General features: G+C 58.1%; 20 protein-coding genes and 1 pseudogene. 14 read left to right on the plus strand and 7 right to left on the minus strand.

The genetic code is table 11. The features are described 5' to 3' along the window. Positions 1–52: 52 nt before the first annotated feature. On the minus strand, positions 53–889 hold the full coding sequence (locus tag QF045_RS22335) for a S1 RNA-binding domain-containing protein (RefSeq protein WP_057721276.1): 837 nt from the start codon (positions 887–889) through the stop codon (positions 53–55). Between the two features lie 324 nt (positions 890–1213). Here QF045_RS22335 and QF045_RS22340 point away from each other — a divergent pair, with 324 nt between their 5' ends. The 3 genes from QF045_RS22340 to QF045_RS22350 all read left to right on the plus strand — a co-directional run bounded on the left by QF045_RS22340 (position 1214) and on the right by QF045_RS22350 (position 3261). Beyond that, a complete protein-coding gene (locus QF045_RS22340) occupies positions 1214–1393 on the plus strand; it encodes a hypothetical protein (protein WP_003193095.1) in 180 nt (59 codons plus the stop codon). A gap of 209 nt (positions 1394–1602) precedes the next feature. Then, a complete protein-coding gene (locus tag QF045_RS22345) occupies positions 1603–2325 on the plus strand; it encodes a TorF family putative porin (protein WP_306494061.1) in 723 nt (240 codons plus the stop codon). Positions 2326–2391: 66 nt separating this feature from the next. Next, positions 2392–3261 carry a DUF6279 family lipoprotein gene (locus QF045_RS22350; RefSeq protein ID WP_306494062.1) on the plus strand — a complete coding sequence of 290 codons (870 nt, stop codon included), beginning with the start codon at positions 2392–2394 and terminating at the stop codon, positions 3259–3261. A gap of 48 nt (positions 3262–3309) precedes the next feature. On the opposite strand, the gene QF045_RS22355 is transcribed toward QF045_RS22350, so the two are convergent. Beyond that, on the minus strand, positions 3310–3711 hold the full coding sequence (locus QF045_RS22355; RefSeq protein WP_306494063.1) for a transcriptional regulator: 402 nt from the start codon (positions 3709–3711) through the stop codon (positions 3310–3312). Positions 3712–3868: 157 nt separating this feature from the next. Here QF045_RS22355 and QF045_RS22360 point away from each other — a divergent pair, with 157 nt between their 5' ends. After that, positions 3869–4141 (plus strand): hypothetical protein, encoded by a 273-nt coding sequence (locus QF045_RS22360; RefSeq protein WP_306494064.1) that lies wholly within the window; start codon positions 3869–3871, stop codon positions 4139–4141. Positions 4142–4263: 122 nt separating this feature from the next. Here QF045_RS22360 and QF045_RS22365 read toward each other — a convergent pair whose 3' ends face one another. Next, on the minus strand, positions 4264–5610 hold the full coding sequence (locus QF045_RS22365; protein ID WP_124387655.1) for a DEAD/DEAH box helicase: 1347 nt from the start codon (positions 5608–5610) through the stop codon (positions 4264–4266). 193 nt (positions 5611–5803) lie between these two features. On the opposite strand from QF045_RS22365, the gene QF045_RS22370 reads away from it, so the two are divergent. From QF045_RS22370 to QF045_RS22400, 7 genes are all read left to right on the plus strand, one after another. Further along, a complete protein-coding gene (locus tag QF045_RS22370) occupies positions 5804–7093 on the plus strand; it encodes a mechanosensitive ion channel family protein (RefSeq protein ID WP_306494065.1) in 1290 nt (429 codons plus the stop codon). Between the two features lie 358 nt (positions 7094–7451). Then, positions 7452–8831 (plus strand): iron-containing redox enzyme family protein, encoded by a 1380-nt coding sequence (locus QF045_RS22375; protein WP_306494066.1) that lies wholly within the window; start codon positions 7452–7454, stop codon positions 8829–8831. 13 nt (positions 8832–8844) lie between these two features. Continuing rightward, positions 8845–9159, plus strand: a complete 315-nt coding sequence (locus tag QF045_RS22380) for a Rieske 2Fe-2S domain-containing protein (RefSeq protein WP_306494067.1) — start codon at positions 8845–8847, stop codon at positions 9157–9159. A gap of 7 nt (positions 9160–9166) precedes the next feature. Next, positions 9167–10348 carry a hypothetical protein gene (locus QF045_RS22385; protein WP_306494068.1) on the plus strand — a complete coding sequence of 394 codons (1182 nt, stop codon included), beginning with the start codon at positions 9167–9169 and terminating at the stop codon, positions 10346–10348. Between the two features lie 3 nt (positions 10349–10351). Then, positions 10352–10981, plus strand: coding sequence for a hypothetical protein (locus tag QF045_RS22390; protein WP_306494069.1), 630 nt, complete (start codon positions 10352–10354; stop codon positions 10979–10981). Beyond that, positions 10968–11579: a hypothetical protein gene (locus QF045_RS22395; protein WP_306494943.1), complete on the plus strand. Its 612-nt coding sequence runs from the start codon at positions 10968–10970 to the stop codon at positions 11577–11579. The genes QF045_RS22390 and QF045_RS22395 overlap by 14 nt, the downstream gene beginning before the upstream one ends. Before the next feature lie 4 nt (positions 11580–11583). After that, entirely contained in the window at positions 11584–12267 is a 684-nt protein-coding gene (locus QF045_RS22400) for a phenylalanine--tRNA ligase beta subunit-related protein (protein ID WP_306494070.1), read from the plus strand. A 35-nt stretch (positions 12268–12302) separates the two neighbouring features. Here the strand turns inward: QF045_RS22400 and QF045_RS22405 are convergent, their stop codons facing one another. The 4 genes from QF045_RS22405 to QF045_RS22420 form a co-directional block, all read right to left on the minus strand. Continuing rightward, positions 12303–12719, minus strand: coding sequence for an Lrp/AsnC family transcriptional regulator (locus tag QF045_RS22405; RefSeq protein ID WP_306494071.1), 417 nt, complete (start codon positions 12717–12719; stop codon positions 12303–12305). A 67-nt stretch (positions 12720–12786) separates the two neighbouring features. Beyond that, positions 12787–13662: a carboxylate/amino acid/amine transporter gene (locus QF045_RS22410; protein ID WP_306494072.1), complete on the minus strand. Its 876-nt coding sequence runs from the start codon at positions 13660–13662 to the stop codon at positions 12787–12789. A gap of 203 nt (positions 13663–13865) precedes the next feature. Continuing rightward, a complete protein-coding gene (locus QF045_RS22415) occupies positions 13866–14465 on the minus strand; it encodes an FMN-dependent NADH-azoreductase (protein WP_306494073.1) in 600 nt (199 codons plus the stop codon). A gap of 151 nt (positions 14466–14616) precedes the next feature. After that, complete coding sequence (locus QF045_RS22420; protein WP_306494074.1) at positions 14617–14931, minus strand: 3-phosphoglycerate kinase; 315 nt, start codon at positions 14929–14931, stop codon at positions 14617–14619. Positions 14932–14980: 49 nt separating this feature from the next. On the opposite strand from QF045_RS22420, the gene QF045_RS22425 reads away from it, so the two are divergent. The 3 genes and pseudogenes from QF045_RS22425 (at position 14981) to QF045_RS22435 (ending at position 16745) form a co-directional block, all read left to right on the plus strand. Continuing rightward, complete coding sequence (locus tag QF045_RS22425; RefSeq protein ID WP_306494075.1) at positions 14981–15904, plus strand: LysR family transcriptional regulator; 924 nt, start codon at positions 14981–14983, stop codon at positions 15902–15904. A gap of 14 nt (positions 15905–15918) precedes the next feature. Then, positions 15919–16178, plus strand: a pseudogene (locus QF045_RS22430) (alpha/beta fold hydrolase); the annotation flags it as partial. A 3-nt stretch (positions 16179–16181) separates the two neighbouring features. Beyond that, positions 16182–16745, plus strand: a complete 564-nt coding sequence (locus tag QF045_RS22435) for a peptidylprolyl isomerase (RefSeq protein ID WP_306494076.1) — start codon at positions 16182–16184, stop codon at positions 16743–16745. Positions 16746–16799: the final 54 nt, after the last annotated feature.

The following is a 16799-nucleotide window of genomic DNA, read 5'->3' on the forward strand; positions in this document are numbered from 1 at the left end:
TGACCCATCCACTGTAGGAGCGAGCGTGCTCCTACAGCAGAGCGAACCGCACTCAGCTTAGTTCAATGCGGTCCGCATGAATCACAATCTGGCCCTGTTTGTAGAGCGCGCCAATGGCCTTTTTAAAGTTACCTTTGCTCACGCCAAACAAGTTGCTGATCACTGCCGGGTCGCTTTTATCACTGACCGGCAAGGTGCCGTTGTTATCACGCAACTTGGCAAGAATCTTCGAGTTGAGGCTGGACGCGGCCTCCTGGCCAACCGGCTGCAAGCTCAGGCTGATGTTGCCATCGGCACGGATCTCCTTGATGAAGCCTTTCTCTTCCTTGCCCGGGCGCAGGAACTTGAACACCTCGTTCTTGTGGATCAGGCCCCAGTGCTTGTTGTTGATGATCGCCTTGAAGCCCATGTCCGTGGCTTCGGCCACCAACAGGTCGACTTCCTGGCCCACCTGGTAATTGGCCGGGGTCTTGTCCAGGTAGCGGTCAAGGCGCGCGGTGGCGGTGATGCGCTTGGTGTGCTTGTCGAGGTAGACGTGCACAACGCAATACTCACCGGCGCTCAATTGACGCTTTTCTTCCGAATAAGGCAGCAACAGATCCTTGGGCAGACCCCAATCGAGGAAAACGCCAATACTGTTGACTTCCACCACTTTCAAGCTGGCAAACTCGCCCACTTGAACTTTGGGCTTTTCAGTGGTGGCGATAAGTTTGTCATCGCTGTCCAGATAAATGAAAACGTTTAGCCAGTCTTCATCTTCACTGGGAATGTCTTTGGGGATATACCGATTAGGCAAGAGGATTTCCCCGTCTTGCGCACCATCCAGGTACAAACCAAAGTTAGTGTGTTTAACCACTTGCAAGCTGTTGTAGCGCCCGACTAAAGCCATTTCCAAATACCCTCGTTACGTGGGCGGTATTCTACCCGAGTTGGGCCAGGCACGCGCGCGCGGCTGAAAAATCCGCTGGCTGACCTGGCCCTCCAATGGCACTGCCCCGCTCGTCTGATCAATCCGGCGAATTTCGCCGCTCACCAGCACTGGCTCATCGTGTACTTTCGAGTTAAAACAGTAAGTTAGCGAATTAATTCAGCGAGAAAGTTCGGCCGTTTTTCAGACGCGACATTCATTCTTTGGGGATATTTGCCAAGCAATTGTCAAGTATTTCCTGTACGATGCCTGGCCAAGTTAATTTTCTACAGGTTAGTGGCCGCCATGCGTGTAAAAGCATCCAACAGCAAAGCAAAGCCAGCTCCAGCCGTTGAAACCAGCGAATCGATCAACAGCCAGATTGCTGCGTTCCTCAAGTCCGGTGGCGAAATCCAGCAAATTGCCAAGGGCGTGAGCGGCCAGACTTTCGGCCCGTCCAAGCAGATCAGCCTGGGCAAGAAGTAATACCTGCGCAACGCACCTGGTCCCTAAGCGCTTTGCCTTCAAGGCGCTAGGACTAGAGCCTCGAAACACCCCTCTCGCTTCATTTTTAATTGCGCAAAAACGACGAACGGACCTCATCTTCTCGCGTTCGCCGGTATCCTTGCACACGTCTAGCACGGGCATCTGCCTGTTTTTCCCGTTACTGCTCCTCGCTTTTCACGGAGTGAAGCATGTTCAAAGCCTGCACTTTAATAATCGCTGCGTTAATCGCAAGTCCCCTCGCCCACGCGCAGATCTTCCAGCGCGAACTGGGCGATTTCGACCTTAAACTGGGCACCACGCCCAGCCGCAGCATGGCCCAGGGCTTGGTCAAGCCCACCGCGCCCGGCAGCGATTCGTTTCACGGCGGCCTGGATTTGAGCCATGACAGCGGCGTGTATTTCGGGCAGTTCTCGCCGAATATGGACCTGTCCTCCAAGAGCACGCTCGAAGTCGATTCCTACATGGGTTTCAAACACCCTTTCGACCAGACCCTGGGCTACGAAGTCGGCCTGATCCACTACAGCTACCCCAAACTCAGCCCGCTGGACAGCCAGGAGTTCTATGGTGGCCTGAACCTGTTAGGCAACCGCTTCGGCGCTTCCTTCAGCAACGATCCCGACCGCCAGGACAGCACCCTGTTTGCCGACCTCGGCGGTACCCAGCCTTTCGGCATCGGGGTCAGCATGAAATACACCACCCACCAACTGGGCACCCCGGTCTCGGTGGAAAACGGCTCCATCCGCACCTTCAGCGATTGGTCCGTACAGTTCTCTCGAGAATGGAAAGGCATCGACCTGGACTTGATCTACAGCGATTCCAGCCTCAGCGGCGGTGACTGTTCGGCCTACTCCGGACACAATTCGCAATGTGATGGGCTGTTGACCTTGAAGGCCGTGCGATCGTTTTATTGATGGGCTGAACTGTCGCCCCCGCCGCAGGTTCACATGCATTAACCCTCTCCGTGCAAGGACCTGCCCATGTTGCGTCGGCTCAAATTTCTGGCGTTATTGCTGACCCTGAGCTTGGTGCTCGCTGGCTGCAACCGCGTAGGCCTGGCCTACCGTAATCTCGACGTGATCATTCCCTGGACCCTCAACGACTACCTGGACATGAACGCCGGGCAAAAGAGCTGGTTCAACGACAGCCTCAAGCAGCATTTGGCATGGCACTGCACGACGCAATTGCCCGGCTACCTGGATTGGCTGGACCGCCTGCAGGTGATGGTAGACAGCAATCAGGTCACGGACGCTGCCTTGCAAACCCGTACCGTGGAAGCCAAGCAGGCCATCGCCGAGATCGCGCGCGAGATCACGCCCACGGCGGTTCAGCTGCTCCAAGGTCTGGATGATCAACAGGTCAAGGAAATGAACGACGCCTTGGCCAAAGACTTGCGCAAGCGTCAGGACGAATACCTTAAACCGCCACTGGCTCAACAGATCAAAGAGCGTGCCGAGCGCATGAGCAAACGCCTGGACGCCTGGATCGGCCCACTGAGCCCCAGCCAGCAGAACCGGGTGACGGCTTGGTCCGTCGCATTGGGTGATCAGAACACCGAATGGATCGGCAACCGCGCCCGCTGGCAGGCTCAGTTCATCGACGCCGTGCAGCAGCGCCATAGCGCCGACTTCCCACGCAGAATGCAGCAACTGCTGGTCGACCGCGAAAGCCTGTGGACCCCGGAGTACCGCACGGCCTACGCACAGACCGAAGCCGCAGCGCGCGGCTTGATCGTTGACCTGATGGCTGAAAGCACCGTTCAGCAGCGTCTCAAGCTGACTCAGAAAATCGACGGTGTGCGCAACGACTTCAAGGCGCTGAAGTGCCTGAAGGCCGCATCGGCGCAATGAAAAGCGGGAGCGCTTGCACGCTCCCGACTTTGGTGTGGCGCGTGACCGCTAAATCGCGCCCCCGGCAATGGCCGCCTCGGAAGCGACACGATCAAAGGTGTCTTCATCCAGCGCGTCTTCCTGCTGGTCCATCACATGACGCGGATGATCATTACCCGGAATCGAGCTGTCGATCAGCGAGAGCAGGCTCGCGCCTCGCGGGGTCAGAATGAAATTCTCGCCATTGCCGCCCTCTTCCTCAGGGCGCGACTCGATAAACCCACGCTTGAACAGTAACGCCTCGTAATCGGCAGCGGTCTTTTTCAACGCATCCAGATTGCCGGTGGACTCGCCCGCCGTGGCCTTCTCGGCGGCTTCCTGCTCGGCGTATTTGCGAGGAGCAAAGCTGCCCTCGCCGTTTTGTACTTCGTGCAACAGCCGCTCGATCAGATCCCAGTTGTAAGTCGTCATCCTGATTCCTCCTGCAGGCCTGGATAAATTAGCCCGTCAAAGCTAGTGACCCGTCCACGCGCTGGCCGTTCCGCTGGATGAACGGGCGGTCGTTTCGCTGAACTTTCCAGACGTTTACCCCCTCAACCGAGCATCATCACGCCAAGGAGGTCGAACCATGAGCACCCTGAAAAACCTGGCCATCGCCGCCACGCTGTTGTGCGCCCTGCCCACCTGGGCCTGCACGCCAGACGAGGCCACGGCCAAGCGCGAGGAGCTGGCCAAGGAAGTGACCAGGCTCACCGAGCAGAATCCTACCAAAGCCAAGGAAATGAACGACGAGTTGCAGAGAATGGATCTGGACACCGAAAGCGCGCAATTTCCCGACAAGTGCCAGTTGATCAATGCTCGGCTCAAGGAGTTGAAGGAAGCGGCTGCCAAGTCCAACTGAACGAAGCGTGGCGCGGAGCGCTCCTGGCTGCGCTCCCACGCCGAGCATGGGCGCGATCAACGATCAGATCAGGCGCATAAAAAAACCGGACAACGTCCGGTTTTTTTTATACCGCCAAGGCCTTATTCGGCAGCAGGCGCTTCCGGCTTGCGGCGCTTGAGCGGGGCCATGCCGTCCTTGCTGACGAGCGACAGGTTGTCGGTCTTAGGACGGTTGGCGATCTTGCGCTTGGTTGGCGACTTGGCGCCGGCTTTTTTCTTGTCGCCCTTGGCGTCGGTCTTTTTCTTCTTCACGCCAACGGCCTTGCCCGAAGCCTTGACCTTCTTCGGCCCGGTGTAGGTGCCTTTGACTTCCTTGATGGTGCGGCGCTCGAACGATTGCTTCAAATAGCGCTCGATGCTCGACATCAGGTTCCAGTCGCCGTGGCAGATCAGCGAGATGGCCAGGCCATCATTGCCGGCACGCCCGGTACGGCCGATACGGTGCACGTATTCATCGCCGCTGCGCGGCATGTCGAAGTTGATCACCAGGTCCAGGCCATCCACGTCGAGGCCGCGAGCGGCGACGTCGGTGGCAACCAGGATCTTCACGCCGCCGGCCTTGAGGCGATCGATGGCCAGCTTGCGATCCTTCTGGTCCTTCTCGCCGTGCAGCACGAATGCCTTGTACTCCTGCGCCACGAGGCGGCCGTAGATGCGGTCGGCGGCAGCCCGGGTGTTGGTGAACACGATGGCCTTCTGGTAGGTCTCGTTGGCCAGCAACCAGTTGAGGATCTGTTCCTTGTGCACGTTGTGGTCAGCGGTGACGATCTGCTGACGCGTGGTCGCGTTCAGATCGCTGACGTTGTTGACCTGCAGGTGCTCGGGATTGTTCAGGACCTTGGCGACCATGTCGCGCAGGGTCGAGCCGCCGGTGGTGGCCGAGAACAGCATGGTCTGCTGACGGTTGACGCACTCTGCGACCAGACGCTGCACGTCATCGGCAAAGCCCATGTCGAGCATGCGGTCGGCTTCGTCAAGCACCAGCACTTCGACTTCCTTGAGGTCGAGGTTGCCGGCATTGAGTTGCTCGATCATGCGGCCCGGAGTACCGATCAGGATATCCGGGACCTTGCGCAGCATGGCGGCCTGGACCTTGAAGTCTTCACCGCCGGTGATCAGGCCGGACTTGATGAAGGTGAACTGCGAGAAGCGCTCGACTTCCTTCAGGGTCTGCTGGGCCAGCTCGCGGGTCGGCAGCAGGATCAGGGTCTTGATGCTGACGCGGACTTTGGCCGGGCCGATCAGGCGGTTGAGAATCGGCAGGACGAAAGCAGCGGTCTTGCCGCTACCGGTTTGCGCCGTCACCCGCAGGTCACGCCCTTGGAGCGCGAGCGGGATGGCCGCTGCTTGCACAGGCGTAGGCTCGACAAATTTAAGCTCGGCCACGGCTTTGAGCAGGCGTTCGTGCAGGGCGAATTGGGAAAACACGGGTGCTACCTCGAAGAAATACAAAATATCAGCTGCATAGGTTACCGGTTTCGGGCGTCCAAACCGAGTTTCTTTACGCGAACGGTGCTAATCAGCTGCTTTTTTGTCAGCGATTTTGTCCATGGCGTCAACTTTGTTGCACTTAAATGCTCTAATCGCCCCCGTGTTGTCTTACAGAAGAATCGGTTCACTCATGGATATCAAACAGCTCTGGCTCAAGGTCCAAGACCTTTGGGGCGCCCTCGACGAACACCCGGTCCTGCATTCCAGCCTCGGCTTGCTGGTGTTGCTGGCGCTGGCACTGTTGGTGGGACGCGTGGCGCGTTACCTCATCCTGCACGCCGTCAAATTGCTCGGCCGGCAACCGGCCCTGCACTGGCTGAACGACCTGCGGCATAACAAGGTCTTTCATCGCCTGGCGCAAATGACGCCGTCCCTGGTGATCCAGTTTGGCCTGTACCTGGTGCCGGACCTGAGCAAGACCGCCATCCTGTTCATCGGCAACGTGGCGCTGGCAATCACCATTCTGTTCATGGTGCTGGCGATGAGTGCCCTGCTCAACGCGCTGCTGGACATCTACGCGCGCACCGAACACGCACGCACCCGCTCCATCAAGGGGTATGTGCAACTGGCGAAGATGGTGCTGTTCGTGTTTGGCGCGATCATCATTGTCGCCACCCTGATCGACCGCTCGCCACTGTTGCTGCTTTCGGGCCTGGGTGCGATGTCGGCGGTGATCCTGTTGGTGTACAAGGACACCCTGCTGTCGTTCGTCGCCAGCGTGCAGTTGACCAGCAACGACATGCTGCGGGTCGGTGACTGGATCGAAATGCCCCAGGTCGGTGCCGACGGCGATGTGGTGGATATCACCCTGCACACGGTCAAGGTGCAGAACTTCGACAAGACCATCGTCTCCATTCCCACCTGGCGCCTGATGTCCGAGTCGTTCAAGAACTGGCGCGGCATGCAGGCCTCTGGCGGGCGGCGGATCAAGCGCAGCCTGTTCATCGATGCCAGCGGCGTGCGCTTTTTGCGCGATGACGAAGAAGTACGCATGACCCAGGTGCACCTGCTCACCGGCTACATCAGTCGCAAGCAGGCCGAACTCAAGGCCTGGAACGAAGCCCAGGGCCACAGTGCGCAATTGTCGGCCAACCGCCGCCGCATGACCAACCTGGGGACCTTTCGTGCCTATGCGCTGGCGTACCTGCAAAGCCACCCGGATATCCAGCCGAACATGACCTGCATGGTGCGCCAGATGCAAACCACCGCTCAGGGTGTGCCGCTGGAGATCTACTGCTTCACCCGCACCACGGCGTGGGCGGATTACGAGCGGATCCAAGGGGATATTTTCGATTATCTGTTGGCGGTGTTGCCGGAGTTTGGCTTGAGCCTGTATCAGCAGCCAAGCGGCACAGACCTGCGCGGCGGCTTGTTTGCGATGCAGCAAAATACCAGGGCCGTGGAAAGCCTGGAGCACTGACCAGGTAGGTTGCGAGGGGCTGAATGGCCCTTCGAAGTGGCTATTCAAGCTGGAATTGCGGATCACCGGTCTGTTGGTAAAGGTACTCAACGCCCTTCGGCCAAGGACAGGCCGTGAATTTTCAGGCAAATTCCTTTTCCGTCATCGGCTGAAGCGCGCCATGAGCACGCCTGAAAAAAGCCGACGATCATGTGTAGTCGTCGCCCCGGGCTAAAGCAACTCAGCCAACTAACAAAGAAGACTCCACCTACGCGTTTAGTGAAATTCACTATCCACGCGCCCGATTTTCAAACTGTTTTTAAAAAAACCATATCTATAGCATCTGGCCATCGAACAAATCAGCCAGAAGGCACTTCTTATGTTATGGACAACTAAGCTGTCAGATGATGCGCCACACTTCGTACTCAGCTCGGATGTCGAGGCACTTACCCACTACTGTAGCGCCAGCGCTTTTGCTCAGCCGCGCAGCTTTTATGCCAACACCCCCTACCAGCGTCCGTCCCGGCCGCAGGACATCTGTGATTCAATTATCAGCACCCGCCTGACCAGCGATCAACTTTCAAACAGTCTGCACCTATTGGCGCAACGGCTGCTGTTGAATATCTACGAGCAGGACCTGGTATTTCTACCCAAGCCGCCGATGGAGCTTGATCTCAAGGAATTCAAACAGTTCTACGACCCCCAGCACGCGGCCAGCGGCAAGCAGATTCGCCCATTGCTGGAGCAGTACCTGTATGACTGGCTCAAGGAAGAGGTGCATATCAACGGTTCGTGGTGCATCGATTCGTTTATCGCTCACACCGACAAAGTCCTGGAGGAGGTTTCACAGTCCGAGTCCAAGCTGCACAAGGTGTTGACCACCAGCCGCAACCCTGAACGTGCCGCGCGATTTTTCATGACGCAATGCGCTGGCGACTTCCTCAGTGAAGCCTCGGCGATGGCGCGTAATGTACTGGGCAACTGCGGCGTGTACACCAGCGAGTTGTTCAAGATCCTGATCGACGAATATGGTTATGGCGTCGATAAGAAGAAGCACAGCACCATCTTTGAAGACATGCTCAAAGACATGGGGATGTCTCATCACGTGCACCATTACTGGCAGTTTTACACCGCTGCTTCGCTGTCGCTGACCAACTACTTCCATTATGTGTCAGCCAACCATGGGGAACTGTTCCGCTACATAGGCGCGATGTATTACACCGAGGCCACCCTGGCCCTCACCACCAAACACCAGTCGAGCGCCATCAAGACCATTTTCAATGGCAGCGTCTCCACCGACTATTTCGACGAGCATTCACACATCGATGTCCATCACGGAAGAATGGCGTTGCAGCGCCTCATTCTGCCCATGATCAAACAATTCGGCAGCAAGATCATTCCCGACCTCATCCGCGGTTTCGAGGAATTCAGGTTACTGCAGGACATCGCCGACGAAGAACTCTATGCCCATATCCAATGGCACGACGAGCTGGATGAACACCGCGCACAGGCTGCGGCCCAGCAAGGCCTGAAGCCGGTGGACCTGCGGATCACCGAGACCGAACACGAACTGTCGGTTCCGCACACCCACCCCAACGACGAGCTGTTCTGGGTTGAAACCGGCGAGCTGGAATTTGTCGCCAGCCCGGAACTCAGCGTACGCATGAAGGCCGGGGAAGGCGTGGTGATTCCCAAGGGGATGCTGCATGGCACCCGCGTCGTCAGCCCATCCTACACCTATACCGTCACGGCCCTTTGAGTAGGCAACCCAAATGAAAGCCATCCGTTTGAACCTGACCGATGCCAACTACGTGGCGGTAGAAGACAAGACCTACTTTCTCAAGCGCCACACGTATTCGACTCAGTTGTTGCCCACCACCTGCCCCCATCGCGGCGGCCCCTTGCATATGGGTGAAACCTCGGGCGATGGGCAAAGCGTGATCTGCCCGTGGCACGACAACGCTTACAAAGTGTGCAACCTGGAAAAGAAATCGCCACCCACCGTTCGCGTCAGAAACCAATTCAGCACCGTCGTGGGCGACACCGAACGGTGCGTGCCCTTACTCAAACTTTCTCGTTACGACTGAAGACCCCATGACTCATAAATCAACACTCACAGCGTTTTACTCGATCGTGACCCTTTTTACCGGCCTGGACATGGCGATTGTCATTGCCATGGTCTGGTTTGGCCTGGAGACCACTGGTTCGACATTCCTGGTGGGGGCCACCCTCTGCGTGGCGACCGTGGTGCCGTATGTGTGCGAGCAATACATCGGCAGATTCTTCACCATTGAGCTGAGCATGAAACGGCTGCTGTACATCCGCCTGACCGCGTTCGCCGCCGTGCTTGGACTGTCCTTCACGGACGCTGCCGTGCTGCCCATCGGCTTCCTGGCTATCGCTTTCGTGGTAGGTGTCACCGACTATTTCACCATCAGCACCCTGGAGTCGAAAAACACCAAACTGGTACTGGCCGGCGCGACCAACAGCGACACCTCGGCGCGACTGATGCAAACGTCCATCCAGATCGGGGCCTTTGGTGGCGCACTGCTGGGCGGAGTGATCGTGGACGTGTTTTCGGTCAGCCAGACGCTTCAAATCATCAGTCTGGCGGCAATCGTGTCGCTGGCGGCGATTCTTTTCGTGCAGGCAACACCCGGCGCCGAGGCTGCCGAACACGCAACGGATGCGCCGGTCGCTCAAGTCTTGAACCTGCCACGAAACCTGTACGTGCTGATCATGGTGTTAAGCATGATCGGGTTCCACATCGGCGCCTTCAACAGCCTGGTGCCGATCGTGTTCCAAAAACTCAATGAGTGGAATGCCACCCTGTTCGGCGTGGCCAGCGGCCTGGCGGGGCTGGGTGCCTTCAGCGCGGCGGTATTGCCGCGCATCAAGCTCAACAGCTACAGCGCGATTTTGCTGGTGTTGCTGGCCGATGTGGCCATCGTCTACTTCCAGAACCTCTACGTGATGATGGCGGCCGCTTTCCTGCTGGGCTTTTGCATCAACAGCCTGCGGATCCAATTGCGTAAAAACCTGATCGAGTCGGCGCCCAACGCGCGAGTTGCCGACGTGATCGCAGCAAAAAGCTCGCTCTACTATCTGCTCGTCAGCGGTTCGGCGCCGATGATCCTCACGTTCTTTACCACTGCAGGATTGCTTGGGCTGGAAGGTGCGCGCCTGTTGATGATCATTTCCGCCGGCCTGCTGGCCGCTGCCGTGCTGGCGTGGAATCTCACGTCGGCGGCCCCGGCCACCGCGACCCTTGAATAAGGAATGCCTGAATTGAATACCGTACTGATCGTCGACCCATTTTCTACGGGCAGACTCTATGCGCCTTTGCTCAAGGCTCAGGGCGTGAAGTGTATCGCGGTGATTTCCACCGACACCCTGCCCAAACATTTCACTGATGACCTGGTCAGGGAAGATTTCGAACAGGTTTACCACTGGGAAGAGAGCCTGTTGGAAACCCTCGAAACGCTGGGATTGAGCGCAGTGATCGCAGGCTGCGAAACCGCCATCTACCTCACCGATTACCTCACCGAAGTGCTGCGTATTTCTGGCAACAGCCGCATCACCAGCGACCTGCGGCGCAACAAGTTTTCCATGCAGCAAGCGCTCAAGAAACACGGCCTGGCGAACATTGCTTCACAGCTGCTGAGTTCGCCAACCCGCATCCGGGAAGTGGTCGATTCGCTGGAGGAAACCGCTACCTACGTGGTCAAGCCACTGAATTCAGCCGCCACCGAAGGCGTGGTGTTCGCCCAAGGCAGGCAGGAAGTGGAAACCGCCTTGAACAATGCGGCCTGGCGGCAGGTAAACGACCTGGGGGAATACAACCTCGGCCTTTATCGTGCAGCCGTTCGTGTCGGGCCCGGAGTACGTAGTGGACATGGTCGCCTTTGATGGCGAATACACCATCGCCACGGTGTGCAAGTACACCAAGGTTCACCGAAACGGCAGCAAGTTCGTCTACGAAAGCCTGGACACGCTCGATCCCCAGGCAGACGAGCTGCAACCGCTGATCAACTATGCCCGTTTGGCAGCGGCGGCCTTGAGCATCGAGATTGGGCCGATTCATATGGAAATCATCTGGTCCGACACCGGCCCGGTAATGATTGAAGCGGGTGGCCGCTTGCATGGCGGCATCGCCCCACTGCTGTTTCAGCAGGTGTACCAGCCGGACTTGTTGTCATTGGCCATCGACAGCTACCTCGGTCGGCCTCGCCCACCGGCTGGCGCTGCGCGTCAGGTCAGCCATGGCCGTATTGGCTTTTTCTGTTCAGACGAACGCCGCACCTTCAACGCCCCCTCCCCACAGGAACTGCAGAGCGCGATGCTGGACGAAGCCTATTGCGGCCATCGCTTCTTCATCAGTCCGGGGGATACCACGCCGGTCACGATCGACTTCGCCACCTGCCCTGGGCTTTTCTGGCTGCAACACCCAAGCCCCCACCAGTTGGACGCCAGCACCGCCATTCTGCGTAAAAAGCTTTGGAGCTAAGGGTATGAAAAGTCGTTTGATCATCCGAAAGTCAGCCCTTGACCTGGGCCTGCGCAATGCGTGCGCCGCTGTTGTCGATAACATCAGCGTGTCTGACGACCAGAGTTTCGTCAGCCTTCTGCAAAGCAACCTGAATCACGTGGCCTCACACCTCAATGAACTGGACTCCAACCTGGTTTATGAAGGGTTTGCCCGCCAGCTTGAAAAGCTCGGCTACACGAACACGGTCAGTGCCAACGAGAAACTGCTGCGGCGCTTCATCGCTAACGGCGTACGCCCCATCAATAACGTGGTGGATGCCTATAACGCCGTGGCGATCCGACACGGCGTCAGCATCGGCGTGCACACCTATCATCAAAGGGACGATATCTACGTCATGCGCTCGCCGGCACCGAGGGCCTTCCGCCCGCTGTTTGCCAAGAAGGACGTCATGATTCCGGCGGGCGACATCGTCTATACCTGCGGCGACGTGCCCTTGGCGAGCATCGGCAAAGTCGACGCCGATGCCCATGATTTCAGGCTGACGGACGCATCCTCCAGTCTGCTGGTGGTCGTACTGGGGCATGACGACACGACGTTGGAATTCAACCAGACGGTCATCGCGGAATTCGTGGACACCCTTCGCCAGACGATGCCTGCCTTGAATCACTACTTTCTCGAAACCCTCCACGACCACGCAGGCGCGTGATACCGCGCAGCCGCTGCCGTCCCAGGCGGCACCGGCTACCGCCAGGCCTTGAGCACCGGGTTGACCACCACTTCATTCACGTGCTCGATCTTCAGCAGGTCTTCCTTGAGCACCATCAACTCTTCAAAATTGCGGTATCGCACGTCGAGCATCATGTCCAGGTCGCCGAACAGTGAATAGGCATGCACCACTTCGCGATACTGGTAGATTTTCGGGAACACCAAATGGCAAGTGCTACCGTTGAGCTTGAGCATCAAAAATGCCGATTGCCGGGCTTCATCATCTTCGGCCACGTTAATGGTAAAGCCCAGGATGATGCCCTTTTCGATGAGTTTTTGAACCCTCGACTCCACCGCAGTCCGAGACTTGTGAACCTGACGCGCCAGTTCCGCCAGGCTGACTCGGGAGTCGTCCTTCAAGGCGGCAATTATCAGTTCATCAACCTTGTCCACCCGGCCACCCCCGCACTGTTCTTTTCGATAACACACTTTCATTACCGCTCACACATCGCTGGAACCCTCAGGTCGCAGACTCTACGCCAGACGCTCGCTTAATACCCAACCGACTGATCCACACTGCGCCCAGGATCACCAGGCCGCCCAGGGCCAGCCGTCCCAGCGGCTCATGCTGGTTCCAGATGAGCAGGTTCAACAGCAGCCCCACCGGTACATGCAGGTTATTCACCACTGCCAGGGTGCCACCAGTGACCAGGCAGGCGCCCTTGTTCCACCAGTACATGCCCAGTGCGGTGCTGACCAGCCCCAGGAACACCAGCACACCCCATTGCAGCGGCGCCTGGGGCAGGAAGTCCGCCTTGCCGAATAGCAGAAATGCAGGCAACACCACCAGCAAGGCGCCCAGGTAGAAATAACCGAAACGCCGGTAGTGCGGCTGATCACTCGGGTAGCGCGCCACCAGGTGCTTGTACATGACCTGCCCGGCAGCGTAGGTGAAGTTGGCCAATTGCAGCAGCAAAAAGCCCATCAGGAAGTTCGGGGTGATCTGGTCGAAGCGAATCACCGCTGCGCCCGCCACCGCCACCAGTGCGGCGACCAGCGCCCAGGGATTGAACCGTCGGTTGAGCGCGTCTTCGATCAAGGTCACGTGCAACGGCGTGAGGACAGTGAACAGCAAGACCTCGGGCACTGTGAGTACGCGAAAGCTCAGATAGAGGCACACGTAGGTCACGCCAAATTGCAGCGCACCGATGATCAGCATGCTGCGCATGAACGCCGGCTCCACCGCGCGCCAGCGGGTCAGCGGGATAAAGATCAGCCCGGCCAGCACCACGCGCACCAGCACCGCAAAGTAACTGTCGACGTGACCGGCGAGGTATTCGCCGATCAAGCTGAAGGAAAATGCCTGAATCAGAGTGACAACCAGTAGATAGCCCATGTGCGCCTCGCTTCGAATGGGCGCGACATTAAAGCTTTTCGATGTTTGAAGAAACTCGAGGCAAAAAAAACCCGACCTCGCTAAAGCGGCAGTCGGGCAGGAGCACTCAGGAGCAACAAGTGCAAAGGGAGGTTCGATACGCGTACTTGAAGGGATTGCGTGGGGCTAGATAAACACCGGCGGATTATCTGGCGATTAAAGCATCAAGCCACCTGTGCGAGCAGGGCTTTGGCGTGGTTGATGCCTTTTTCCTGAAAGTCACCGCTCAGGTTCACCCCTTCGGCATGAATGAAGGTGACGTCGTGAATCCCGATGAACGCCATGACCTGGCGCAGGTACGGTTCCTGATGGTCCGACGTAGCACCGGTGTGAATGCCGCCACGGGCAGTGAGCACGATGGCGCGCTTGCCGGTGAGCAAACCTTGCGGCCCGGTAGCGGTGTACTTGAAGGTCACCCCGGCGCGCAACACGTGGTCCAGCCAGGCCTTGAGGGTGCTGGGGATAGCAAAGTTGTACATCGGTGCAGCCATCACCAGGACGTCGGCGGCGAGTAGTTCGTCGGTCAATTCATTGGAGCGGTTCAGGGACGCCTGTTCGATCGGGCTGCGCTGCTCGGCAGGTTTCATCCAGCCGCCGAGCAGGTTGGCGTCCAGATGGGGCACCGGGTTGAGCGCCACGTCGCGCACCGTGATCTGATCGCCTGGGTGGGAAGCCTGCCATTGGCTGATGAACTGCTGGGTCAGTTGGCGGGAAATCGAATCCTGCTGGCGAGCGCTGCTTTCGATGATCAGAACGTTGGACATGGCTATGTAGGCTCCATCGGTAAATGCTGTAAGTCGATGGAGAAAAGATTAACCACGGCCTGTTCGATTAAAAAGCGCAAAAAACTGCTATAACCCATCTAGAAATTTGTTCATAAGCGGAGTATTCCTAGAGGCATGCTCCGCTTTCGCTTTATTTCGGCGCGCAGCTCAGGGCGATTCGCATCTTGATAATCGCGCGGTTGAACTTGACCGTGGTGTTGGTGCTTTTGCCCGCGGGTACGCTGACGGTACGCCGGCGCGGCGATTCAGGGCCGTTGGTGAAGACTACCGAACACACAGCATCTTGAGTGCCATAGTTGTTCAGTTGAATCGAACTGATATCGCCGTCTACATCGGACGCCGTGTAATCGATGCTTACACCCTCGATTTTTTTAGTCACGTCGATGGGATAGGCAAACGCGCTCATCGGCAGCAGCGCCAGCAACACACAACACAATTTTCTCATTCGGCAGTCTCCAATAAGGACTGTCAGCTTAGGACAAGAGGAGCTCATCTTGAAAGCGCCCCGCGTTACCCTCGATCAATGGCGCACGCTGCAAGCCGTGGTCGACCATGGCGGCTTCGCCCAGGCGGCCGAAGCGCTGCACCGTTCGCAGTCCTCGGTGAGCTACACCGTGGCGCGCATGCAGGACCAGCTCGGCGTGCCGCTGCTGCGCATCGACGGGCGCAAGGCGGTCCTCACCGATGCAGGTGAAGTGCTGCTGCGCCGCTCTCGGCAACTGGTGAAAAACGCCAGCCAACTGGAAGACCTTGCTCATCATATGGAGCAAGGGTGGGAGGCCGAAGTGCGCCTGGTCGTGGACGCGGCCTATCCCAACGCGCGCCTGGTGCGCGCCCTCACCGCCTTCATGCCGCAGAGCCGAGGGTGCCGGGTACGTTTGCGCGAGGAGGTGTTGTCCGGCGTCGAGGAGCTGTTGATTGAAGGCGTGGCCGACCTGGCGATTTGCGGCTTCAGTATCCCTGGTTACCTGGGTACCGAAATGAGCGATGTGGAATTTGTCGCCGTGGCCCACCCCGAGCATGCGTTGCATCGCATGAGCCGTGAGTTGAGCTTCCAGGACCTGGAGAGCCAGATGCAGGTGGTCATCCGTGACTCCGGCCGCCAGCAACCACGGGATGTGGGATGGCTCGGCGCCGAGCAGCGCTGGACCGTCGGCAGCCTGGCCACCGCCGCCGCGTTCGTGGGCAGCGGCCTGGGGTTTGCCTGGTTGCCCCGGCACATGATCGAGCGCGAACTCGCCGAGGGGGTGCTCAAGCAATTGCCGTTGGAACAGGGCGCCAGCCGCCACCCCACGTTCTATCTCTATTCGAACAAGGACAAACCCCTGGGGCCGGCGACGCAAATCCTCGTCGAATTGTTGCGTACCTTTGATACCGCTCCGCTGGACGCGCCCTTCGCGGCGCCACGGCAAGCCTGAAACGGAGTCCACCGATGGCTTGGTTCGGCGCAATTGTAGGCTGGGGCGTGCAGGAACATCTTTCCCCGATCACCTGTCCAACCCTGGTCATCAGCGCCGACCACGATTACACCCCGTTGCGCAGGAAGAAATCTATGTAAAACTGCTGCCCAACGCGCGACTGGTGGTGATTGAAGATTCCCGCCATGCCACGCCCCTGGATCAACCCGAAGTCTTTAACGCTAGCCTGCTCGACTTTCTACAGACCGTCGACGCCACTACCCAGGATCACTGACCCATGCTGAAAAAAATCGCCTTCTTTGCCGGTTCCGTTTTGTTCGCTGCCAACCTGATGGCGGCCGAACCCGCCAAGGCGCCCCACGTATTGATCTCCACCACCAATGGCGACATTGAAATCGAACTGGACCCGGTCAAGGCGCCGATCAGTAGCAAGAATTTCCTCGCCTATGTCGACAAAGGCTTCTACACCAACACGATTTTTCACCGCGTGATCCCGGGCTTCATGGTTCAGGGCGGCGGGTTCACCCAGCAGATGTCGCAAAAGCCGACCGAAGCGCCGATCAAGAACGAAGCCAGCAATGGCCTGCATAACGTGCGCGGCACACTGTCGATGGCGCGCACCTCGAACCCGGATTCGGCCACCAGCCAATTCTTCATCAACGTGGCCGACAATGCCTTTCTCGACCCGGGTCGCGATGCCGGCTATGCCGTATTCGCCAAAGTGGTCAAGGGCATGGACGTGGTCGACATCATCGTCAATTCCCAGACCACCACCAAGCAAGGCATGCAGAACGTGCCAATCGATCCTGTCCTGATCAAGTCGGCCAAGCGCATCGACTGAGGTCTGCAGGAAACTTCGCACGTTGCTCACGAGGCGACGTGCGCATTTGAAAGG

The organism is Pseudomonas sp. W4I3 (genome assembly GCF_030816195.1).
Taxonomy (GTDB): domain Bacteria; phylum Pseudomonadota; class Gammaproteobacteria; order Pseudomonadales; family Pseudomonadaceae; genus Aquipseudomonas.